Genomic DNA, 22492 nt, shown 5'->3' with positions numbered 1-22492 from the left:
TGGATCATCTTCTACAACTACCAGCGGCCTCACGCAGCCCATGGCGGACAGCCGCCCGCCGTGGTCTACTTCAACAGCATCGAAACCGATCAGCAGGCGCGGAGAGTAGCTTAAACCACCCAGAAATCTGTCCGAAGATCGGGGAGTAGCTCAACCGGCGAGTTCGAACGATATCGATGGTCGAAGCTGGTCGCGTCCGGTGTGTCCGGGCAGGACATGCTCAACACATATTCTGAGGCGCTCGCCAAGATGGTCGAGAACGAGCGCCTACCGGCGCTCTTCCGCTCGATCTTCCGCAACGCCTATCTGCCCTATCGCGATCCCGAAACGCTCCGTAGCTTTCTGCGCGAGATTAACACGTTCACCTACGACCATAGCGAGCGGCTCGGCGATGCCTTCGAGTACTTGCTGTCGGTGCTTGGCAGCCAGGGAGATGCCGGCCAGTTCAGAACACCGCGCCATATCATCGACTTCATGGTCGAAGTCATCGATCCAAAGAAGAACGAGGTGATTGTCGATCCCGCCTGCGGCACTGCCGGCTTCTTAATCTCGGCCTACAAACACATTCTGAAGGCGAACTCGACCCACGTCATAAACGGCAACGCCAAAGGCGAGGAAACCGACGCTGCTGAACAGGCGCTTGAAAGCCCCATGCGATTTCCGGGCGATCTGCTGACGACGGAAGATCGTGACCGCCTGGCGCGCAACATCAAGGGCTATGACATTTCGCCCGACATGGTGCGCCTTAGCCTCGTGAACCTTTACCTGCATGGTTTTGCAGACCCGAAGGTGGAAGAATATGACACGCTGACCAGTGAAGAGAAATGGACCGAGATGGCCGATGTCATCTTCGCCAATCCGCCCTTCATGTCGCCGAAAGGGGGGATCAGGCCGCACACGCGGTTTCAGGTCCAGTCGAAGCGCAGCGAGGTCCTGTTCGTCGACTATATCGCCGAACACCTGACACCGCAGGGCCGAGCCGCCGTTATCGTGCCCGAGGGCATTATCTTCCAGAGCCAGGGCGCGTATGTGCGGCTTCGCGAGATGCTGGTACGAAACCATCTCGCCGCCGTCATCTCGTTGCCTGCAGGCGTGTTCAACCCCTATTCCGGTGTGAAGACCTCAATCCTGATACTCGACCGCGCCGTTGCGAAGGCAAGCCAGCACATCGCCTTCTTTAAAATCGAGAATGACGGCTTCGCCCTCGGTGCGCAGCGCAAGGCGATCAAGGGAGCGCAACTGCCGCAGGTGAAGGAAGAGCTTTCGGGATGGTTGGCGGCTGCTCGGACTGGCCGTGGCGAGGAATTGGACTCGCCTCTCGGCTTTGCGGTGGCACGGGAACAGCTCGCAGCAGGCGGCGACTACAATCTCATTGGGGAACGATACCGCGAGGAGGAACACAAGCAATTTGAAATTCCTCGTGTACCGATCGGCGAAATCTCTGTCTTGAACCCGCCGAAAAACGAACTGCGGAATATGGACCCGAGCACGGAAGTCTCGTTTGTTCCGATGGCCACTTTGAACGAATGGCGTATCGATTTCGACTCTGAGGAAACGAAGCAACTAGGTGAGGTCGGCAACAGCTACACCTATTTTGCGGAAGGCGACGTCCTGCTTGCGAAAGTCACTCCCTGTTTCGAGAACGGCAAGGCTGGCATTGCCAAGAAACTGAAAAATGGGATCGGGTTCGGATCGAGTGAGTTCTACGTGCTCCGACCGGGAGAGCGTGTTCTTCCGCAGTGGATTTATCGGTGCATCACGCACGAGGCTTTTCGGTCGCGCGCCATTCCGCAGATGACAGGGACGGGCGGTTTGCAGCGCGTGCCAAGGGCATTTGTCGAGCAGTTCAAGATTCCGCTTCCTCCATTGGACGTGCAGCGGGAGATCGTGGCGGAGATCAACAGCTATCAGCGCATCGTCGATAGCGCCCGCGCTATCATCGATAACTACCGGCCCCACATTCCGACTGATCCCGAGTGGGAGATTTTCACTCTGGGTGACGTGTGCGACCTGTATCAGCCCAAGACGATTACTTCTTCAGACTTGAAAGCAGACGGCGAGTACGTGGTCTACGGCGCAAATGGCATTATCGGACGCTATGATCAGTACAATCATGAGCATCCCGAGGTGTTGATCACCTGTCGCGGGGCAACATGCGGCACGATCAACATGTCACAGCCAAAATCTTGGGTCACGGGCAACGCAATGGTTGCGACACCTAAGGACGACAGGCTGGACAAGTATTTCCTGCACGCGCTGCTGCTGTCCTCTGACCTCTCCTCGACCATATCGGGATCGGCACAACCCCAAATCACCCGCCAGAGCCTTTCCCCTTACAAAATTCCGTTGCCGCCCATTGAGGAGCAAAAGGCAATCGCCGCCGATATCGAAGCCGAGCGGATCCTCGTTGACGGCAACCGCGACCTGATCGGCCGCTTCGAAAAGAAGATCGAAGCGGCCATCGCCAACATCTGGGGTGAGGCCTTTGAAGACGCGGAAGTTGCCTGATGGAAGAGGCGCTTGAACTCGGCGAACACCTTCCGCAATCCTTCGCGAACGCGAATGAGCAGACTTACCTCGAATTTCTCTGGTCGGCCTTCAGGACGAACTATGAAGCCGAACGTTACGAGTTCGCAAGCCTGGCCTTCCACCTACTATACATGAGCTTTGTCAGCTTTTCGATCTGGCAAATCAGGCTCGCCCGGCCTGAGCCGTTCGCAATGGCAATGGTCGGCTTCCGGTCGGAGGAAGAAGGCAGTTTAATGGAGTGCGAAAGCCCGTTCAAATTCTACGACAGGCTGAAGGAGTCCCAGATTTTCCGCTTTCTAAAGCTGACAGGCTGCAACAATCAGCAAGTGGGGGAATTCGCAAAATTCGTGAAGCGCCGCAACAAGATCGCACATCCGACCGGCACCATGTTCTTCAATGATCAGGCTGCCATAGATCAGGAAATTGCCGAGATGATGCGTGAGGTGCGCAATATTGAGATGCATATGCAGCCGGTGATCGGTCAGCTGTATAAGCGCTTCCTACGGGATAGCGCCGATCCAGACGAACGCGAATATGCGGTGCTCGAGGACGAGATCACCGCGAACTTCGTACACAGGAATTACATGTCCGCCGCTGACATCACGTTCTGTCAGTCCTTCGACATTGAAACACTTCGAGATGAACCTTTCCACGGCGCCATAGAAGAATTGCACAACGCTGTCACAGCCCTGTATCCCCGCGAGGAAGATATAGAGGCGGCCGCCCAGGGTGGACCTATTTGACCGAGATGAAAGCTGCGATCAAAGTAACAATGGATCGGAAATTTCGCTTCGTTTTCTCGCATCGCAGGCGTGGATCTGACATGGGATAGGTCGATTCCGCAGCCGCTCCCCGATACGTCGTTTTTCCATCATACCCGCCGCGCCACCGCTACGCACATATCACGCTTTTCAGCAGCGGCGCACCTACATGGGCGCGCGACCCCTCCCCACACTGGCCGCAACCATGACAGCAGTGTAGCGTCACCGCCGCCACAGCGTCACGTTGGTGATGACAGTGACGTGCGTGACGGCGGCTAGGCTGCCGGTGCAGGCCCTCCACAGGGAGGGGAGGAGTGGGCGACAAAGCGTGGTCAAGGATAATTTGAAAGAGCCAAAGCCCGAACTCCTTTTGGAACGCAGCGAACGGACGCTTCGCATCATCTTACGTGCGATAGTTCGGGGTTACCCCGATGAACAACACCGCACGGACGAGGCGCGTGTGGCTCAAGCTGTAGCTATCCTGCTCGGCCGGAAGTCACAACGCGGTGCGCCGGGGCTATGGCGCGACGACATGCTGGAAATGATGGCCTTCATGTATTCTGTGGCCGCTTACGCGAAACGACCGGTCGCGGTAGAGAAGCTGGCCAATGCGGTTATCGATATGCCGGGCGGGGCCGGAAAAGATCCTGAAGGTGCTGTTGCCAAAGATTTGGTGCGCAAGTTCAATGCCCACCGCGATGAGTTGCTCGCTGCACACTCGTTCGACGGCCGCGAAGATTTCGGCGAATTTTACAACCCGATAGCCGATGTCTTTGACGGCCTTCGACGAGCCGGGGTGGCCATTGATAATCATGTGATCCCCATGGGAGCCCGGCGAAGGAGATAAATCCTGGATTTTTCTCCGGTGCGCAGGCCGCGCCGGTGTGAATATTAGGCAGCCTTCTTAACAACAAGGAGGCACCTATGCCTGAATCAACCATCCCTATATCTGTCGAGCCTTATCTTACCATCCTTCAGGCAGCAAAGGCGCTTGGCATCCATCCATGGGCGCTGCGGCGCGCAGCGAAGGCGGGTACGATCCCGGCTTACACCCTTCTCAATAGCCGGAAACTTGTCCGCCTCTCTGAGGTGATTGCGGCGATCAACGCCTCTAAAATCGGAGGCGAAAATGTCTGACAGTATCTTTGGAAACGAAGCGCCCAAATATTGGGAGCGGAACCTGCCCGTGATCCCGGTGAGCGGCAAAGCGCCTATTCAGTCGGGTTGGCAGGGGAATTTAGGCGGTATTCCTAATGATGAGAAGCAGAAGGAGTTGGTTGCGACCTTCCGGGAGAAGAATATTGGGTTGCTTCTTGGTGTCCCTATTGGGGACGAGAAGATCCTTGCGGCCGCCGACGTAGACGATGATCGCCTGACGAAGTTTACGCTTCATTTACTCGGCCTGAACCGTGCGGAGCGCAAGGCTATTCTTGCAGGCAAGCGCGGCAAAAAAGGCGCAACGATTTTCGTCCGCGCTCCGAAATCGCTGAAAAATACCGTGATCCAAGGTAAATCCGGCCTCGGCAATATCGACTTCCTCGCCACCGGAAAGATGACGGTCATGCCGCCATCAATCCATCCGGACACAGGCAGGCCCTACGAGGTGCACGGGAAACCACTATTAGAAGTCGATTTCTCGGAACTTCCCGAAATCACCGAACACCAGATTAAGTTGCTTAAGGCGACGATCGGATCCGAATACGCTATCGTCATCATTACCGGGAAGGCCACACACGACGCTGGTGTCGCCTTGGCTGCAGTTCTGGTTCGGGCCGCCGCGACGGACGATGAGATCGTCCAAATCTTCACCGGACTTCTGCCCGATGGCTATGAGGGCAATACGCTCCTGGAGCTTCGCGGTTGGATTGAATCCGCACGAGACAAGAACTTCGACGCCGGAGGGGAGCAGACGAATTCCTTGACTGCGGCGATAGTGACACTTGCATTGAATAGCTCAATGGTACTGTTCAACGATGGCGACGGCACCGCTTTCGCCACTTTACCACATCTGGGACAGTCCGTGGCGATCCGTGTTGGATCGTCGTCGTTCAGCCTGTGGTTACGACATCTGGCACACAATGCTCTGGAGCGTCCGGTTAGTAGCGGGCCGTTGAGGGAGGCGGCTGCGACACTGGAAGCCATCGCGCTGTTCGACCACGAATCGCAGCCCGTTCATGCAAGGATCGCCGGTAACAAGAAAGGCGTGGTCATCGACCTGGGGACGGCGAACGGCAGCGTTGTTGAAGTCAATCAAACTGGCTGGCAAGTCGGGCAACGCGCCTCACACAAGTTTGTCCGTGGCGCTGGCTTCGAAGCGTTGCCGGTGCCTCAACACGGAGGCGATCTTGGGGCTCTGCAAACGTTCCTTAGTTTGGACGACCACAACTATCGACTATTGATCGCCTTCCTCATCAATGCGCTGAATCCCGAAGGGCCGTACTTCATTCTCTTGGTTGAAGGTGAACAGGGTTCTGGCAAAAGCTTTGTCTGCGAAATCATCAAACGGATCATCGACCCGAATAAGGCAATGCGTTTGCGACTGCCTGACAAGCCTCAGGATTTGATGATTCAAGCAAAGGAGTATCGACTCCTCATCTTCGACAACGCGTCGGGAATGAAGGCGGAGATGTCCGATGCCTTGTGCGCTCTGGCAACCGGTGGCGGCATTGCTGTGCGCAAGCTCTACAGCGACGGTGACCTTTACGTGATGAGTTACTGTCGCCCGTTCGCTGTCAACGGGATTTCCGGATATGCCAACCGGCCCGATCTGATGGAGCGGGCAATTCCGATCAAGTTGTCGCCTATGCCAGAACGCGGGCGCAGAACCGAGGCAGAATTGCTTGCCGAGTTCGACAAGCTTCTGCCCGGCATTTTGGGCGCGCTTTACGCCGCCGTGTCATATGCCATCCGAAACTACGACACCATCGAGCCCCCGCGCAATCTTCGCATGGCCGATGCCGCCAGATGGGTCGCTGCCGCCGAAATTGGCCTCGACGAAAAACCTGGTGTCATCATCGACGCCATCGCCCAAGCCCAGCATGAATTCGTTGTTGAGCGCGTCCAAGACGACCCTTTGTTCATGAGGTTGCGGGCGCTTACGCGTCGGGGGCCATTCCAGGGATATATTGGCGATCTGTTTGCGGAACTGGTCGACAACCAAAATCGGGCCTTCGAAAAGGGCCTCCCGCAAACGCCCTCCAATCTTTCAAACCAGCTTAATCGCATGAAACCGGCGATGGCCAAAGCCGGCGTCACCGTCGAATTCCTCGGCAAAGATCGGCGGGGTAAAAAGATCAGGATATTCTCGGCTCCCGACGACAGCGGGCCTCCGAAATTCTGAGGTGACGGCGGTGACGCATGTGACGGTGGTCTGGGCTCCCGTGGGTCTGGAGCGTCCGGGAGGGGGTACTTCCCTACTGGCGGCCGGCAGCTAGCCCCCCGCTGGCTGCCGTCACCACCACCACACCGTCACTTTGCCGCGAGTTTTCACGCTGCGATTTCAACCTCGGTGACCGAGGAATCCGAGATATCCGAGGCCGCGTCGTCTCGCGGCTTCGACCTTTCCCAACATGCCGAGGTTACGCGTCTGGTTACAGTTTGGGTCGTTTCACGGGCTCGCTGGCCGCTCTGGCGATTACTTGTGCTGGTTACCAACGCGTGTTTTCGTTCCCGCTTTTTTCCTTTTGAACAAGCAACGCCATGACTGACTTCAACGTGTCCATCACCACCGCAACGCGTCGCCGGAAGCTGCGCGACGGGAAGGTCGCACTCTATCCGTAATATTACTGCGAGTATCGCGATCCGCTGACCCGGCAGCGCCGCCGCCGCGCCTTCAACCGCAAGAAGGACGCCGAAGCGTTCCGGAACTCGCTGCTGCTTAAGGTCGCGGAGGGCAGCTACATGGATGAACGCAAGGCTCCAACCGTTGCGCAGGCCATCGAACACTGGCTCCAGACAAAGGAAGGCAACGTCAAGTCATCGACGCTGATGGGTTACAAGGTAGTGGTATACGGCGCAATCCGGGGGCCGCTGCTGATAGGAAGCCGGCAGGAACGTGCGGACTTCACCGAGACCGGTATTCCGCCCAAGAACGCCCGCTTCATCAAATTGCTTGGACATATCAAGCTATCGGACCTGACAACTGCGATGATCCGCGTGTGGCACAAGACCATCACGGAGCAGTGTGGAAGCTATACCGCCAACCGTGCGAAGTCGCACCTCAAATCGATCCTGGCACTGGCAGAGGAAGATTTCTCCATCCGGGCGCCCTCAATGCCGACCGGGCTCGCGAGGGCGCGCCACAAGGTCAAGAAGTCGATCCTGACTACCGAGCATATCGCCAAGCTCATCGCGGCGGCCAAGAACGATCTGGAACAAGGCATCTACTACGCCTTCGCTTTCCTCGCCGGCACTCGGCCGTCCGAGCAACTTGGTTTGCTATGGTCCGAAGTGGATTTCGATAGGAACGTGATCCGCATCCGCCGCATCCAGGAGCGCGACGGCTCGTTGACTGAGATGACCAAAACGGAGGCCGGCACCCGCGAGATCCCGATGAGCGCCGTACTTCGCGAGATGCTGCTGGCATGGCGGGTTCGTTGCCCAAGGTTGGGCAGGGAGCTGCATCGCGTTTTCCCAGGCCCTGGGCGGCTACAGGAATGGCCGAAGCCCCGTATCGGCGGGGGCGGCCCACTGCTTTATCAGAATTTTCGGAAGCGCTACTGGGCACCGGTGTTCGCCGCGCTCGGCCTGCCCTATGTGACGCCCCACTCTGCCCGGCATTCGTTTATTTCGATGCTCCAGGCGCAGGGCATCGAGATTGGCCTTGTGGCGCAGATCGCTGGTCATGCCAATCCCACGGTGACGCTCGGCCACTACACCCAGGCCGTGCGCGATGGCAGCGCAGCCATCGCCGCGCTGGACCGGGCCTATAGCGGGTAAGCCCGTACGCATGGCTACGCGTCAGCCCGCCGGGCCGTACGCCTAGCGTGTAGCCGCCAGCGCCGGCCACGCGGCCCGCACCGCCCATAGCGGTGCGCAGCGGGCAGTGCACCTGTGCAACAATTAAAATCACGATAACATGCTGATATCACTCATATAATTGTGCCGGCATTCGCGCTGTGTTTTACTGTCCTGTTGGACAGTAAGGAGAGATCGATGCACATCCTGATCAGGGACAAGCGGACCGGCAATGAGGAATGGATGCCGATCGAAGCCGCCGCGAAGGTCATGGAACTGGACGCAACCGAGATCGAATGGGCCCTGGAAGAGTTTGGGGAGTGTGAGTCGGTCGATCACATCGCCATCGAGCCGGAATAAGCCGTCACCACACAGCTGTGCCTCCCCTATGCGGCGGTCGACCTTCGATCGCCGCATTTTCGTATCTGCGCTTTCTCTCCGGGCGCGCGCCTCGACCCTCCCCCCTTGCAACAGCAATAGTACAGTAGGTCGATGGGACCCGTTTGGCCCTGGTAAGGGTCGACAGCGAATACGCGCTACCCGCAGCGCCACCCGTCACTCGATCCGATAATCAACAGAGGTCGGCGAGACGCGGATAACCCGCAGCGTTCTACCTTCGACCTTTACGCTTTGGCCCTTCCCGAGCGCGATCTGGATCGGCTGCGCCGCAGTTGCATATTGGGATGAGCCGCGCGCGGGGATGTATTGGAAGGAGGTTGACGTTGCCGTGGCAGAAACCGGAGTTCCACCGATCGTGCCATTCACGTTGGTGTTGGTAGTGTTGGGGAGAATGAGTGGCGTTTCGCTCATCGTGGTTGCGTTGCTCTCGACTGTTACGTCCGACCGTTCAAAAACTGCCTGTGCGCCACGCGTACCGAGAAATCGGACTGTCGTGTGCCCGGCATCAGTCGTGCGGCCGAACAGGTCGGCCTTGCCGACGATGTTGGGTAGAGAGCGCCGGGACTGGAAGTTCAACACGACGTCGCCGGGACCGGCCGAGCGGACCGTGCCTGTGGCGGGGGTGAGCAGCGATGTTTTTGTCTCGACCGGCGTACAGGCGGCGAGTGCCATTACCGATAGGAGGAATGCAGATCGTGCCAGCGTCGTCTTTGTCATGAATTTACCCGCCCAACATCCTATTGAAAAAGCGTCATAATTGGAAAAATCATGCGCGAAATCCACTGTCAATTATTGGCAGCGTCGCGTCGACAGCCGAGATACTCGCCTCGGACGAACACCGGGTCGATGTTGTTGCAGGCCTCCATTGCTGCGATCGCCAGACGGGTAGGACTCTCAGGGTGGACGAGCAGGAAGAACACCACATGTGCGGTGGTGAGCGTCCAGACTGCCGCGCCGGCGGCGACAGCGTGTAAGCGTGACGCGGAAGCGGTAATGAATGTCCGTCGTTCGACGTGCGGAAAGTGTTGGTAGATCAGCAGCGACTTGCCCGCTTCATAGAACGCCGCCACCTCATCGAGGTACAGATATTTGGATGAGTTTTTGCGGCCTTTCGGCAGCGACACCTCCAAGCCGTTGTCGGGATCGAAGAACACCAGCTCGGCGTCGCGGAACTCCGACGCGCAGCGCTCCATGAAGGCAGTGCGGCAGGCGGCATCGTCTGGCAGCATGTCATTATAGTAGGAGGCGTTGGGGATCGCCCCGCTGTCCTCGATACTCTGCAAACGGCGACGATCCGGCTCCGAAGCGGCGTGAGCCAGAATGTCGAACAGTTCTGGGTCGAAGTGCCGATACCGTTCAGGCTGTTTGAGATAGGCCAGCTTGCCGCCATCGGAGCTCCCGTCTGAGGGCGTCAGCATCCAGCAGACGCCGACCCGGTTAACGCCACCCCCCGACAGCGCCCGCAGGAGTGCATATTTCCGATAGTCGCTGATGTCCCCGACGTATTGATGCTTCACGTTCCCCGCCCCGAATCTCTCTCGGCGGGAGCATGCCAGAATACCCTAATTTGGGGTACTCCAAATTCGGGTTCTATTGAAGCGCTGGTCTCAGCACTGGCGTTTCCGTTGTCCTCACTTCGATCCGATCTCTATCAACGAATGATCGAACTGCTTGTGCAGGCTCGAAAGGACGCGGGCATAACACAGGTAGAGCTTGGGAAACGGCTGGGACAACGCCAGACGTTCGTATCGAAATTCGAGCTTGGTGAGCGGCGGCTCGATGTTGCCGAATTTGTCGCCGTAAGTAGGGCAATTGGTGTCGATCCTTCGGAGTTGATTACCACGGCGGAATGCAACGATATCTAGTCTCTAGTTGGGGGTATGTATCTCAGAGGCTAATCAACAGCCTTGTTGCCGTTGGCCGGCCTAAGCGGTTCAGCCGGCCATATTAGTTGACTAGGTTGTCCTCAAACAGCGAATGTTGGCCAGATTCCGCCGTTACGTGGCCCGGCGAAAACTCGACACCGGTTAGCGCACCGAGGTCACGGATTACTCGCATCATGTGATGCAGCATGTTCCATTCGCGCCAATTAGATGCACTACCCGGTGCTGGGATGATGCCTTTCGCGAGGCAGTAGATGCGGTCGTCCGCCGCCGAAAATGCCTGCCCTGCGAAGTGTTCGCTCTCTACGATCCGCTTGCAGACATCGGACATTACATCGGCATCTCTTCCCGTGTCAGCGCCGCGCACCACAAATGTATTGGTGGGAGTTGTATAGCGGAGCTGTCGGTGCGCCCGCCCGCCGCCCTTCTTACGGGGAAAAGCCATCTTCCCGTGGTCAGCACCGAAATCGCCGTAGCCTAGTCGGTCAGGCGGTATGCCGCATTCCTTCAACGCGGCATGGAAGACTTCCCATTCGTGACGTGGAATGAGTTCCGTCTTACCTGGTGCAGCTGGGTTCTTCTTGGGAAAATTGGAGCCCTGAAACACAACGCGTTGCCAAAGACCCACTTCACCAACGCGATCAAGTACGCCACTCACCGAACCTGTTGCTATTTTTGGATCAAGGGGGGCACCCGTGAAATCAACGAAAATAACGCAGTCTGACGGTTCCAAACCTGCGGTCTTCAGCGCATCGGTGATCACCTTTCCGTCCGCTTGTTCGTAACCGACGAGCACAGCAAGTTTTGTTGAACCATTACACCAAAGGTTCCGGAACAGCGGGTTAGCCAAGTCCGTCAATCTAGCCACCGGCACTATCTCTGCGTTCCGCCGCCACACCGTACGGAAGAGACGCAGAAGGCCTACGTCGCCAAGGTCCCGTGCGATGAAGTGCGTATCCAAGAATGCCCGTTTGAACGGCCAATGCTTTCCGACTCGGTGGCCGGTTTCATGAGCAATTTCATCCACCTTGGGTGTTCGTTCCAGTGCAGGGTCAAACTCGGTCAGAGACGGCACGACGAAGCGAGGCTCAACGAACCGCTGAGCATCATGAGGCAGCTTGCCTGCGGCGGTGTATTCACCCTGCTTGAAACGCAGGCCGGGGTAGTATGGAAGCATTGAATTACCTTCCTTTGGCTCCTGCAATCAGTATATTTCGCACCTGCCCTAATCCGATCTTCTGGGAGAAGAGCGAATAATCATTTCGTTCTTTTCTGATTCGTCCAAACACAATCGCAGGATGGACACCGATTTCCGCAGCAAATCGCTCAATTACGTCTGGCGATTGGGCAATACGAGCGGCAGACCTACGCCACCTCTCCTCAGGAATGAGGATATTTGACGCGAACGCATCGGCTTCCGCTTCCTGATCATCAAGCGATTCCGCTTCCGTCTGATCAAAGAAACCAACGGCCAAACCTGTGCGATAGTGCAAAATGGCATGGGCTATCTCATGCAAAAGCGTGAACCAGAAATTATCCAGTGCGTCTCGCCGCAGCGTCACGCCAATCACCGGGATTCCATCGACCAGGAACGCCGCGCCGTCTATAGCCAAGCCGGCAATCTGCCGCTCGGCCACTAGAACAATACCGTGCTCTAGAAGTATGTCCCGTGCACGTTTCGGCCCGTCAGCAAACACACTTTGGCGAGCGAGGTCAGGAAGCCATGTAACGTCAAGCGGTATAAACCGTGGCTTGCTCGTATCAATGGTTTCCAGCGCCCGGTTTGTGACCCTAGCCCGCCACGCATGGAGAAGGATGTCCTCACTATGGTCCTTGACGTTCAAGCCCGTACGCAGGAGTGACGGGCTGCCGAATGCGATCCTGTTCTCCGCTATAAACCGGCGCAGTTCTTCCTTGTCCGCACTCTCAGAAAACCAACCATTCTCCTGACCGTGCTTCAGTATTTTCCTGATGTCCTCCTTGGAGACATCATCGATGACCAGATCCAGCCCGCGAAGTTCTCTGATTTCGGAGATCTCTGCTCGGAGATTTACACCCAGAAGGGTGGCGACTCGCTCATAGTTCTTGAGGCTTATGGTTCTGTATCGGTCGGCCTCATATCGCTGAACCTGTTGTTCCTTGATGCCAAGTCGCCAAGCCAAGTCTCGCTGCGACATCCCTTTCGCAATGCGAGCAACAATCATAGTCAAGCCGGGATCAGTGCCCGCCCGTTTCTGAAGTGGACGATGATCGCCGCCATCCTTGGCACTTTCATATGCCCCGATAACCTCGGCCAGTTCTGTGCGTTCGGCCTTCATGGCTCGCGCCACTTGGACAACGACCTCAGGTGGCAAGCCCTTCACCATTGGCTCAAGCGCACGCTCAGAACTCAAGGCGGCATCTAGCACGGCGACGCTGTTCCGCGCTTCTCGTAGGTCCCGCTCGTTGAGAATCATGCCTAAGGCCATTGCCTTACATACCACAACATAATTGTTGTGGTATAGGCCATATTGGAACTATTGCTCATTGAGCTGCATAGGGCCCAATCTGCTTCGTGCCTGCTTCATCGGGCTCACGTCTGCTGCCGGCGAGCAACTTCAGCGCCGCCGCGATTCCACGCTGCGTTGAATCCGCGAATTGGTAACCCACGTGTAACCGAGATCTATTGAGGCGCTTCGTTGGTCCCGAATTTCAACCGCCCAGAAACGCGAAAAAGCCGCGGCGGACCGCGGCTTTTCGATGCTTGATTCCCCTGTAAGGAAACTGGAGCGGGTGAAGCGATTCGAACGCTCGACCCCAACCTTGGCAAGGTTGTGCTCTACCCCTGAGCTACACCCGCTCGCACGGCGTCTTGGCCGCAAGCCGGGCCTATATGGCTGAAGAGCGCGGCGATTGCAACAGGGAAATCGCAGGCTTTTTTTGCGAAGCGGCGGGCGATGTCCGCAAGCCGCCGGCACTGTTGCGGGCGCGAGTGGCGGGCGGCGGGCGCGCCACCGCGAAGGCGGTGCCGCTCACCGTGATGTCGCATGACGGTCTTGTGTCGGCCGCCCGATTGGCCGTAAACGGCATTGGCTTGAGAAACGGGACGAAGACGAGACCGATGCCGAAGACCGAAGCCGACCTTTTTGCCTTTCTCGCCGATCTCGGCATCGCCGTGTCGACGAAACGCCATCCGCCGCTCTACACGGTCGCCGATTCGCAGGCGCTGCGTGGCGAAATCGCCGGCGGGCACACGAAAAACCTCTTCCTGAAGGACAAGAAGGACAATTTCTTCCTGGTCACCGTCGGCGAGGACGCGGTTGTCGACCTGAAGCAGATCCACCAGGTGATCGGCGCCGCCGGCCGCGTTTCCTTCGGCAAACCGGAGATGCTGATGGAGCTTCTCGGCGTCACGCCGGGCGCGGTCACGGTCTTTGGCGTCATCAACGATACGACAAACAGGGTCAAGCTCGTGCTCGACAAGGATTTGATGGAGCATGCGGTGATCAATGGGCATCCGCTGACCAATGAGGCGACGACATCGATCGCGGCGGGCGACCTGATCAAATTCGTCGAGGCAACCGGGCACGATGCTGCTATCTTGAAAGTCTCCGCGTGATCGCCACATGGATGGCTTGAAACCGATGGTCTGAAGCATGTGGCGCCTGGCTGCCGGCCGGCCGCGTCATGGAAGGGTAAAGAGATGAGCGACAACAATCCGTTTGGCGGCCCCTTTGGCGGCAATGGCGGTCAGTACACCACTTCCGTGCAATATGGCGGAACCGCGCCGGCGCCGGCGAAAGTCGCGCTTGGCGATGTGCCCGCAGCTCCGGCCGATGTCATCAAGGACACGACGACAGCCGCATTTGCCGCCGACGTCATCCAGGAATCGCGCCGCCAGCCGGTGCTGGTCGATTTCTGGGCGCCCTGGTGCGGACCTTGCAAGCAGCTGACGCCGCAGCTGGAGAAGGCGGTGAAGGCCGCCGGCGGCAAGGTCAAGCTGGTCAAGATGAACATCGACGACCATCCCTCGATCGCCGGCCAGCTCGGCATCCAGTCGATTCCCGCGGTCATCGCCTTCAAGGACGGCCAGCCGGTCGACGGCTTCATGGGCGCCATCCCGGAGAGCCAGATCAACGAATTCATCACCAAGGTCGGCGGCAAGGGCGATGGCGCGCCGCCGGTGGCCGAGGCCCTGGCCGCGGCTACCGAGGCGCGCGACGCCGGCGACATGCAGACCGCGGCCGACATTTATGACGCCGTCCTGGCGCAGGCGCCGGAGACGATCGAGGCAATCGCCGGGCTGGGCGAACTGCTGTTCGAGGCCGGCGACACGGAAGGCGCAGAGGCGCTTTTGGCAACAGCGCCGGAAGCCAAGAAGGATGCACCGCCGCTGGCCGCCCTGCGCGCCAAGATGGCGCTGGCAGCCCAAGCGGCCGCCCTTGGCAATCCGGCCGAGTTCGAGCGGCGGCTGGCGGAAAATCCCAAGGACCATCAGGCGCGCTTCGACCTGGCCATGATCCAGAACGCCAACGGCGACCGCACGGCGGCCGCCGACAATCTGCTGGCCATCATCAAGGCGGACCGGACGTGGAACGAGGACGGCGCCAGGACGCAATTGCTGCAGCTGTTCGAGGCCTGGGGCATGACCGACGAGGCGACGCTTAGCGCGCGCCGCAAACTGTCGGCGTTGCTGTTTTCCTGAGCGGTTGTTTTGCCGCACGGGCTTGGCGTCGGCGATGACCGCGCCAGATTAATGCATGTCGCCCAAAAGTGGGTCCCGGTTTTGGGAGAGCGACATGCATAAACAAAGACTAAAGCGCGCGACGCGCTTTAGGATGGAATTGACGCGCTTCCTGGTGGCGCGATCGGAGGAATGAGGTGCAAGCGGGAAACGCGCATTACCGGCTCGCCAAGGATTTGCCGTCGACGATCCCGATCTTTCCGCTCGAGGGTGCGCTCTTGCTGCCGGGAGGCCGCATGCCGCTCAACATCTTCGAGCCGCGCTATCTGCAGATGGTGGACGAGGCCATCTCCGGCTCGCGGCTCATCGGCGTCATCCAGCCCAGTCTCGACGGAGCCTTGCGCGATGACGGCGAGCCGGAGCTCTGCAGTGTGGGCTGCGCCGGGCGAATCATTGCCTTTTCCGAGACCGGCGACGGCCGCTATCTGATTTCGCTGCAGGGCGTGTGCCGGTTCCGCATCGCCCACGAATTGACGGTCAAGACGCCGTTTCGCCAGGGCAAGCTGGCGCCCTTTCTTGCCGATCTCGATGAAGATCAGGCGGCGAACGAGATCGACCGGCCATCGCTGCTCAAGGCATTTCGCGCCTATCTGCAGGCCAACGACCTGGAGGCCGACTGGGAAAGCGTCAGCCGGGCCGAAAATGCCATGCTGGTCAACGCGCTGTCGATGATGGCGCCCTACGGGCCGGCCGAGAAACAGGCGCTGCTCGAAGCAGCCGACCTGAAGACACGGGCCGAGACGCTGATCGCCATCACCGAAATGGCGCTGGCGCGCGAGAATGAGGACTTTGGTTCGAGTTTGCAGTAGGATGTGCCGACATTCAGGTGATGCCGGCCTGCAAATGACGGCTTCCGGTGCTTCCGGTGCTCACGTACGAAACGTATGCTCCGCTCCGGTTCTCGGATGCCACCATTTTCGACTCGACCTAACCTGAACCTCAACACATCTTGGGCCTGCAACGGGCTGGGAAGAGAATCTTATGGCCGCGGATGGGCGTGACGGAAAGAAGGCCAATGTCGACCCCAAGCTGCTGGAACTGCTGGCCTGCCCGCTGACCAAGGGGCCGCTGGCCTGGGATCCGGAGCGCGGCGAGCTGGTCTCGCGGGTCGCCAAGCTCGCCTATCCGGTGCGCGACGGCATCCCGATCATGCTTCCGTCGGAAGCGCGGACGCTGTCTGTTGAGGATGTGCTGGCCCCGCCGCCGCGCCAGAGCGGGCCGGGCTGAGGGGGGCGAAGGATCGCCGACGTCCGCTTTCATTCCGCTCTTGGCATGGCCATGCCTACTGAAAATTACGCCCCTTGGGCATGACCCTTTCCGCCTCTTCCGACAGCGTTGCGAGATCCTGTCGGATCGGCTTGTCTTGTATCGCGGGACGGCTGGGGCGATCGCGCGCCCTGGGAGCGCGTTCCGGAGGACCGGCGGTCGCTGGTGCGGCCTCGCTGACCTTCTCCAGAAGCACGGTCAGCCAGGGCGTCAGGTCCTCGATCTTTTCGGCGACGATGTGGACCACACCCGATTCCGACTGCAATTTGCCGGTGACCCGTACGAACCGCGCGCCCATGACAATCGGCCGGTATCGGTCAAAGGTTCTTTGCCAGAAGATGACGTTGGCGACGGCCTTGTCGTCCTCCAGCGTCAGGAAGATCGCGTTGCCCTTGCCGGGGCGCTGCCGCACCAGCACGAGGCCGGCAACGGAGACACGCCTGCCGTCGCGCACGGAAGGCAGGTTCGCATTGGGCGTTACTCCGGCCCTGTCCAGCCGTTCGCGCAGGAAGGCGACCGGATGTGCCTTCAGCGACAGGCCGAGCGAGCGGTAGTCGTGGATGACATGCTCGCCAAGCGGCATTTTCGGCAGCTTCGTCTCGGGCTCCAGCTCGCGCAGGTGGAGCGCAGGCTGGTCGAACAGCGGCAGCCTTTCGGCGGCGCTCTTGCCGTCGAGCGCGCGCACCGCCCACAGCGCCTCGCGGCGGTCGAGGCCAAGCGAACGGAAAGCGTCGGCCTGCGCCAGCCTTTCGATCTCGTGGACATCGAGGCCGGAGCGCAGCCAGACATCCCTCACGGATAAGTAGCCTGAGCCGCGCCGCTCGACGAAAGCCTCCATGCGGTCCTTCGACAGACCCTTGATCTGCCGGAAGCCGAGCCGCAGCGCATGATTTGTCTCGATGACGCCGCGCATTTCGGCGTGGCGAGGGAGGATGCGGGCCGGATCGAAAGGGAATTCCTCCAGCGTGCAGTCCCAGACCGAGAAATTGACGTCGACGTCGCGGATATCGACGCCATGGTCGCTTGCGTCGCGGACGAGCTGGGCCGGCTGGTAAAACCCCATCGGCTGCGAATTCAGGATCGCGGCGCAGAACACGTCGGGGTAGAAGGTCTTGAACCAGCAGGAAGCATAGACGAGCAGGGCGAAGGAGGCGGCATGGCTTTCGGGAAAGCCGTATTCGCCGAAGCCCTCGATCTGCTTGAAGCAGCGCTCGGCGAAGTCCTTCGTGTATCCCTTGCCAACCATGCCGTCGATCATGCGCTGGCGGTAATTGCCGATGGTGCCAGTGCGCTTGAAGGTGGCCATGGCACGGCGCAGTTCATCGGCTTCGCCGGGCCTGAAGCCGCCGGCGACGATGGCGATCTTCATCGCCTGCTCCTGGAACAGCGGTACGCCGAGTGTCTTGCCAAGAATTTCTTTCAGCTCCGGCTTGGGGTATTCCGCCTCCTCCTTGCCTTGCCGGCGGCGCAGATAGGGATGCACCATGTCGCCCTGGATCGGACCCGGGCGCACGATAGCCACCTCGATGACGAGATCGTAGAACTCGCGCGGCCTGAGACGTGGCAGCATCGACATCTGGGCGCGCGATTCAATCTGGAAGACGCCGAGCGTATCGGCGCGGCAGATCATGTCGTAGACCCGGGCGTCTTCTGCCGGCAGGGTGGCCAACACATAGGGTTGCCCGTATGAGTCCCTTGCCTTCGGATAGTGGTCAGTAAGCAAGGTGAAGGCGCGCTGGAGGCAGGTCAGCATGCCGAGCGCCAGGATGTCGACCTTGAGGATCTTCACCGAGTCGAGATCGTCCTTGTCCCATTCGACCATCTTGCGCTCGTCCATCGCCGTCTTGACGATGGGCACGATCTCGTCGAGCCGATCCCGGGTGATGACGAAACCGCCGACATGCTGGGAAAGGTGACGGGGAAAGCCCATGATCTCGTTGGCGCGTTCCATCACATGCCGCGACACCGGATCGGTGCGGTCGAGGCCGCCGGCGCGGGCTTCCTTCTCGCCGAGTTCAGAGGTCGACCAGCCCCAGATCGAACCGGACAATGACCCCCTGACGTCTTCCGACAGCCCCATTGCCTTCGACACTTCGCGCAGCGCCGAGCGGCCGCGATAGCTGATCACAGCGGCGGCAAGTGCGGTCCGTTTGCCGCTGTATTTCTTGTAGATGTACTGCATGACGATTTCGCGCTTTTCATGCTCGAAATCGACATCGATATCTGGCGGTTCGTTCCTCTCCTCGGAAATGAAGCGCTCGAAAAGTGTGTCGATCCTGTCCGGCCCGACTTCGGTGATGCCGATGCAGAAGCAGACGATCGAGTTGGCGGCCGAACCCCGGCCCTGGCAGAGAATGTCCTGGCTGCGAGCGAACTTCACGATGTCGTGGACGGTCAGGAAATACCGGGCGTAGTTGAGGCGTTCGATCAGAGCGAGCTCTTCCTCGATGCGCTTGATCACGGAAGCCGGCACACCCGCCGGATAACGGTCTGCCGCTCCCTCCAGCGCCAGCCGTTCCAGTTCGGCCTGCGGCCCGAGGCCCGATTCCGTCGGCTCGTCGGGGTAATTGTACTGGAGGTCGCTCAGCGAAAAAGTCAGTTCTTCCGCAAACCGCAAGGTCTCGGCCATCGCCTGCGGATGCCGGCGGAACAGGCGGGCCATTTCCATCGGCGGCTTCAGATGGCGTTCAGCATTGGCCGCCAGTTGCAGCCCGACCTCGGCGACGGGCGTGTTGAGGCGGATCGCGGTCAGCACGTCCTGTAGCGGGCGCCGTTCGGCCGTGTGGTAGAGGACATCGTTGGTCGCCATCAGCGGAATGCCGGCGCTATCGGCCATCGCCGCTGCCTGCTCGATCCGGAAACGGTCATTTCCGGCATAGTCAGGCGAAACGCCAAGCCGCAGGCTTTTGCCGAAGCGGCCCTTGAGCTCACCAAGCAGGGTAAGACTATCTTGCGCTCCCGCCGACAGATCGGGCAGCACCGCCAGGGACATCAGATCCCCCCATTCGAGGAGGTCGCTGCGCTGGAGAAGGGTGGCGCCCTTTTCGTTCTCGTCGCGCAGATTGGCCTGGGTGAGCATGCGGCAGAGATGCCCCCAGCCCTTGCGGTCTTGGGGGTAGGCGAGAATGTCCGGCGTGCCGTCACCAAAAACCAGCCGACAGCCGGGATGATAGGAGAGTTTTTCGACCTTGGCCTGCTGCCAGGCGCGCACCACGCCGGCCACTGTGTTGCGGTCGGCAAGTCCGATCGCGGAGAAGCCGAGAAGCTTGGCCGCGACCACCAGCTCCTCCGGTTTGGAGGCGCCGCGCAGGAAGGAGAAATTCGACTGGATGCCGAACTCGGCATAGGGGATGACGGTCAGCGCGTTCATGCGAAGACCCCATGCAGGAACCAGCGCGGCGGCACTTGCGAGCCGCCGCCGTAAAGGCCTTGCCGGTAGAGCCAGTAGCGGCGGCCATCGGCATCCTCGATGCGGAAATAGTCGCGCGTCGATGCCGCCTCGTCGCTTGGCACTTCCCGCCACCATTCGGCGGCGATGCGTTCCGGCCCCTCGGCCCGGGTGACGCGGTAGAGCGCGCGCCGCCAGCGGAAGTTCAGCGGCGGTCCCTCCGGCATCTCAGTGGCCGGCACGTCGATGGGCTCGGGCGAGCGGAACAGCCGGATCGGCCGTTCCGGCGGGAAGATGGTTTTTGGCGCCTGCAGCCTGTCCGGCTTCTTCGGCGGCGTGGTCCGGCGCGGCGCTTCGGTGAAGGGGATCGTGACGACGGCACACTCCGGCAGATGGCTTTCGACCTCGACCGGTTGCAGAACCGCACCCTCGCCGAGCCTGGCGCGGATGCGGTCGGCGAACAGCGCGATATCGGCGCCGTCGTCGATCACCTCGCCGGCAAGGTCGGCCTGCTGCATGTCGAAAGCGGCCGCCGTTAGCACCGAGAGCCGCACCAGATCGAAGCCATAGCCGACATCGATATCCTGTTCGAGCGCGGCCAGCCGTTCATGGAACAAGCGCTGGATCAGCCGGGGTTCGCGCATCGGCCGCGAGGTGCCGATGGCGATGCGGCTGACGGCGCCGTCGACGCGAAAGAGCAGCAGCGCCAGCGTCCTGGCGCCCTCGCCGCGGCGCTCGAGATCGGTCTTCAAGGTCGCCGCCAGCATGCCCACCAGCCGTTCGATGTCCTCGGTCAAGGTGACGGGTTCGGCCAGATGACGTTCGACCGAAAGCGGCGCGACGGGCAGGCGTGGCGACACCGCTTCGTCGAGGCGGCCAAGCGCCTGGTCGAGGCGCAGGAGCAGCAAGGCGCCGAAGCGGCGGGCAAGCGGCGCGCGCGGTGCCGCCATGACGGCGCCCGCCGTGCGCAGGCCGACGCTTTCCAGGCTGGCGCGGGTCGCCGGCTCGATGCGCAGTGCGGCCAGCGGCAGGGGGGCAAGCAGCGCCTCTTCCTCGCCGCAAGGCACGATGCGGTCGCCGGCAAACCGTGCCGCCGCCCAGGCAGCACCCGGTGTCGCGGCAAGCCCCGCGCGGACATCGAAGCCCTGGTGGAAGAAACGCGACAGGATGTCGTCCAGCATGGCGCGTTCGCCGCCGAACAGATGGGTGCAGCCGGTGACGTCGAGAAACAGGCCGTCCGCCCCGTCCAGCGCCACCAGCGGGGTGTAGCGGTCGCACCAGTCGGCAAGGCCTTCGAGCAGGCGGCGGTCGGCTTCCGGATCGGCCTCGACGACGTCGATCGACGGATGCATGGCGCGCGCATCGGCGATGCCCATGTCGCGCTTCAGGTGCAGTGCTTCAGCCCGCTCGTCGAGGGCCGAGATGCGCTGCGCGTTGCGGTCGCGATGGCTGATCACGAGCGGTGGGTGAGATGGCGGCAGGTGATCCGACGGCCGGGAACGCCAGGACCGCCCCAGGCGCTGCCGCAGGATCCTTTCCACGGCCAGATAGGGAAACCACAGGGACAGAATTCTTTGCCCGTTGTCTTTCCTCCCCCCCTCTTTGCCCGCTTGCTCTTTCGTCGAATGCGCGTTCATCGGGGTTCCACTCCAGTGTGAATTGTCCAGGCAGGGCCGTGCGGCTCTTGCCGATGGTGAGGGTGAAGGCCGGGCGGCCGATCGAGCCGGCGAGCGGCCCGGCGATGGTGTCGCGCGGCGCTGCCGGCGCCGAGGCGACGATGAGGCGGACGGGCGCCGCCGTCGGTTCGGGCTCGGCCGCCTGCCGCAGCAGGAACACCGGCCGGCCGGCACCTTGCGCCCTTGCATGCAGCCGGCGTGTCGCGGTCAGGTCCAGCCGCTGCGGATGGCCGCGGATTTCCAGGATGACCGCGGCAAGCGCCGTCATCCGGGCCGCCTCCTCGGCGACCCACAGCGCATCGACAAGTCGGGGCGCCTCGGAAAACAGCAATTGCTCCGGCCCGATGCCGAAGGAGGCGTGAAGCCCCCGGGCATAGGGAAAACCGGCCTCGCGGAAAATCTCCGTGGTGCCGATCCACAGCACCGGCAACCCCGGCGCCTGCTTGAGGATCAGGCTTGTCAGCGACAGGGCGAAACCGGCGACGGCCCCGGCATCGCGGGTTTGCGTGCCATGGATTTCGCTCAAGGCGGCCTTCGGCAGACCGCCACTCAGGGCGGCATCGAGACGCTCGACGCCGATGGGCAGGAAAGCATCCGGCAACCCCGCGGCAATGCCGCGCCGGACGATTGTGAGATCGGTGTTGACGTCAGCATCGGAGGTCGCGGCAGCCAAGCGCTCGGGCAGCGTTCCCTCGATTTTCGCGATCTGGCGGCGCAGGGCAAAAACAGTCTCCCGCGCCACGGCGGTCATCGCCATGACGGTCAGCTTCCATTCACAATTGTTCCTGTTATGTTCTTATAGATTCCAGAGGGACCCGGAAGAGTCAAGCGGAGTCATGGGGAATTTATTCCTCTCCGCAAGGATGGCGTAGGCGCATCAGCCCGTTTGTTTGCCGATTCCGGTGCGAAAG

The 22492-nt window shown here is 60.4% G+C and carries 19 protein-coding genes and 1 tRNA gene; 12 read left to right on the top strand and 8 right to left on the bottom strand.

What is annotated here, in order from left to right:
• Window positions 1-216: 216 nt before the first annotated feature.
• The 7 genes from ASD99_RS32745 (at window position 217) to ASD99_RS33645 (ending at window position 8606) form a co-directional block, all read left to right on the top strand.
• On the top strand, window positions 217-2508 hold the full coding sequence (locus ASD99_RS32745; RefSeq protein ID WP_244497891.1) for an N-6 DNA methylase: 2292 nt from the start codon (window positions 217-219) through the stop codon (window positions 2506-2508).
• Window positions 2508-3272 (top strand): hypothetical protein, encoded by a 765-nt coding sequence (locus ASD99_RS25070; protein WP_057145234.1) that lies wholly within the window; start codon window positions 2508-2510, stop codon window positions 3270-3272. Before ASD99_RS32745 ends, ASD99_RS25070 begins: the two co-directional genes overlap by 1 nt.
• Before the next feature lie 346 nt (window positions 3273-3618).
• Window positions 3619-4137: a hypothetical protein gene (locus tag ASD99_RS25065; RefSeq protein WP_156389071.1), complete on the top strand. Its 519-nt coding sequence runs from the start codon at window positions 3619-3621 to the stop codon at window positions 4135-4137.
• Between the two features lie 77 nt (window positions 4138-4214).
• On the top strand, window positions 4215-4427 hold the full coding sequence (locus ASD99_RS25060) for a helix-turn-helix domain-containing protein (protein WP_057145232.1): 213 nt from the start codon (window positions 4215-4217) through the stop codon (window positions 4425-4427).
• Complete coding sequence (locus ASD99_RS25055; protein ID WP_057145231.1) at window positions 4420-6630, top strand: bifunctional DNA primase/polymerase; 2211 nt, start codon at window positions 4420-4422, stop codon at window positions 6628-6630. Before ASD99_RS25060 ends, ASD99_RS25055 begins: the two co-directional genes overlap by 8 nt.
• 560 nt (window positions 6631-7190) lie before the next feature.
• Window positions 7191-8228: a tyrosine-type recombinase/integrase gene (locus tag ASD99_RS25050; protein ID WP_057145230.1), complete on the top strand. Its 1038-nt coding sequence runs from the start codon at window positions 7191-7193 to the stop codon at window positions 8226-8228.
• Between the two features lie 216 nt (window positions 8229-8444).
• Window positions 8445-8606 (top strand): hypothetical protein, encoded by a 162-nt coding sequence (locus tag ASD99_RS33645; RefSeq protein ID WP_156389070.1) that lies wholly within the window; start codon window positions 8445-8447, stop codon window positions 8604-8606.
• 195 nt (window positions 8607-8801) lie between these two features.
• On the opposite strand, the gene ASD99_RS25045 is transcribed toward ASD99_RS33645, so the two are convergent.
• Together ASD99_RS25045 and ASD99_RS25040 are read right to left on the bottom strand one after the other, a co-directional pair.
• The gene (locus ASD99_RS25045) at window positions 8802-9362 is read right to left on the bottom strand and encodes a hypothetical protein (protein WP_156389069.1); all 561 of its coding nucleotides are present in this window, start codon (window positions 9360-9362) and stop codon (window positions 8802-8804) included.
• Window positions 9363-9430: 68 nt separating this feature from the next.
• Window positions 9431-10162, bottom strand: a complete 732-nt coding sequence (locus ASD99_RS25040) for a hypothetical protein (RefSeq protein WP_057145228.1) — start codon at window positions 10160-10162, stop codon at window positions 9431-9433.
• Window positions 10163-10303: 141 nt separating this feature from the next.
• Here ASD99_RS25040 and ASD99_RS25035 point away from each other — a divergent pair, with 141 nt between their 5' ends.
• Window positions 10304-10510: a helix-turn-helix domain-containing protein gene (locus ASD99_RS25035; RefSeq protein ID WP_057145227.1), complete on the top strand. Its 207-nt coding sequence runs from the start codon at window positions 10304-10306 to the stop codon at window positions 10508-10510.
• An 82-nt stretch (window positions 10511-10592) separates the two neighbouring features.
• Here the strand turns inward: ASD99_RS25035 and ASD99_RS25030 are convergent, their stop codons facing one another.
• The 3 genes from ASD99_RS25030 to ASD99_RS25020 all read right to left on the bottom strand — a co-directional run bounded on the left by ASD99_RS25030 (window position 10593) and on the right by ASD99_RS25020 (window position 13367).
• On the bottom strand, window positions 10593-11705 hold the full coding sequence (locus tag ASD99_RS25030; protein WP_082583415.1) for a beta family protein: 1113 nt from the start codon (window positions 11703-11705) through the stop codon (window positions 10593-10595).
• A 4-nt stretch (window positions 11706-11709) separates the two neighbouring features.
• A complete protein-coding gene (locus tag ASD99_RS25025; RefSeq protein ID WP_244497890.1) occupies window positions 11710-12984 on the bottom strand; it encodes an ImmA/IrrE family metallo-endopeptidase in 1275 nt (424 codons plus the stop codon).
• Window positions 12985-13292: 308 nt separating this feature from the next.
• A tRNA-Gly gene (locus ASD99_RS25020) sits at window positions 13293-13367 on the bottom strand.
• Between the two features lie 261 nt (window positions 13368-13628).
• On the opposite strand from ASD99_RS25020, the gene ASD99_RS25015 reads away from it, so the two are divergent.
• The 4 genes from ASD99_RS25015 to ASD99_RS25000 all read left to right on the top strand — a co-directional run bounded on the left by ASD99_RS25015 (window position 13629) and on the right by ASD99_RS25000 (window position 16478).
• Window positions 13629-14126 (top strand): prolyl-tRNA synthetase associated domain-containing protein, encoded by a 498-nt coding sequence (locus tag ASD99_RS25015; protein WP_056586787.1) that lies wholly within the window; start codon window positions 13629-13631, stop codon window positions 14124-14126.
• Between the two features lie 84 nt (window positions 14127-14210).
• On the top strand, window positions 14211-15212 hold the full coding sequence (trxA, locus tag ASD99_RS25010; RefSeq protein ID WP_056585609.1) for a thioredoxin: 1002 nt from the start codon (window positions 14211-14213) through the stop codon (window positions 15210-15212).
• 176 nt (window positions 15213-15388) lie between these two features.
• The gene (locus ASD99_RS25005) at window positions 15389-16060 is read left to right on the top strand and encodes an LON peptidase substrate-binding domain-containing protein (protein ID WP_056585611.1); all 672 of its coding nucleotides are present in this window, start codon (window positions 15389-15391) and stop codon (window positions 16058-16060) included.
• Between the two features lie 172 nt (window positions 16061-16232).
• Window positions 16233-16478: a Trm112 family protein gene (locus ASD99_RS25000; RefSeq protein WP_056585613.1), complete on the top strand. Its 246-nt coding sequence runs from the start codon at window positions 16233-16235 to the stop codon at window positions 16476-16478.
• A 55-nt stretch (window positions 16479-16533) separates the two neighbouring features.
• On the opposite strand, the gene ASD99_RS24995 is transcribed toward ASD99_RS25000, so the two are convergent.
• Genes ASD99_RS24995 through ASD99_RS24985 form a run of 3 tightly spaced genes read right to left on the bottom strand, consistent with a single transcriptional unit; the run spans window position 16534 to window position 22338 of the window.
• Entirely contained in the window at window positions 16534-19887 is a 3354-nt protein-coding gene (locus ASD99_RS24995) for an error-prone DNA polymerase (protein ID WP_057145225.1), read from the bottom strand.
• On the bottom strand, window positions 19884-21362 hold the full coding sequence (locus ASD99_RS24990) for a DUF6504 family protein (RefSeq protein WP_057145224.1): 1479 nt from the start codon (window positions 21360-21362) through the stop codon (window positions 19884-19886). Before ASD99_RS24990 ends, ASD99_RS24995 begins: the two co-directional genes overlap by 4 nt.
• Window positions 21304-22338, bottom strand: coding sequence for an ImuA family protein (locus ASD99_RS24985; protein ID WP_057145223.1), 1035 nt, complete (start codon window positions 22336-22338; stop codon window positions 21304-21306). The genes ASD99_RS24990 and ASD99_RS24985 overlap by 59 nt, the downstream gene beginning before the upstream one ends.
• Window positions 22339-22492 lie beyond the last annotated feature (154 nt).

Origin of the sequence: Mesorhizobium sp. Root695, assembly GCF_001428185.1 — a bacterium.
GTDB lineage: Bacteria > Pseudomonadota > Alphaproteobacteria > Rhizobiales > Rhizobiaceae > Mesorhizobium.
The sequence above is the reverse complement of the archived record's forward strand: the minus strand, read 5'-3'. Positions and strand labels throughout refer to the sequence as shown.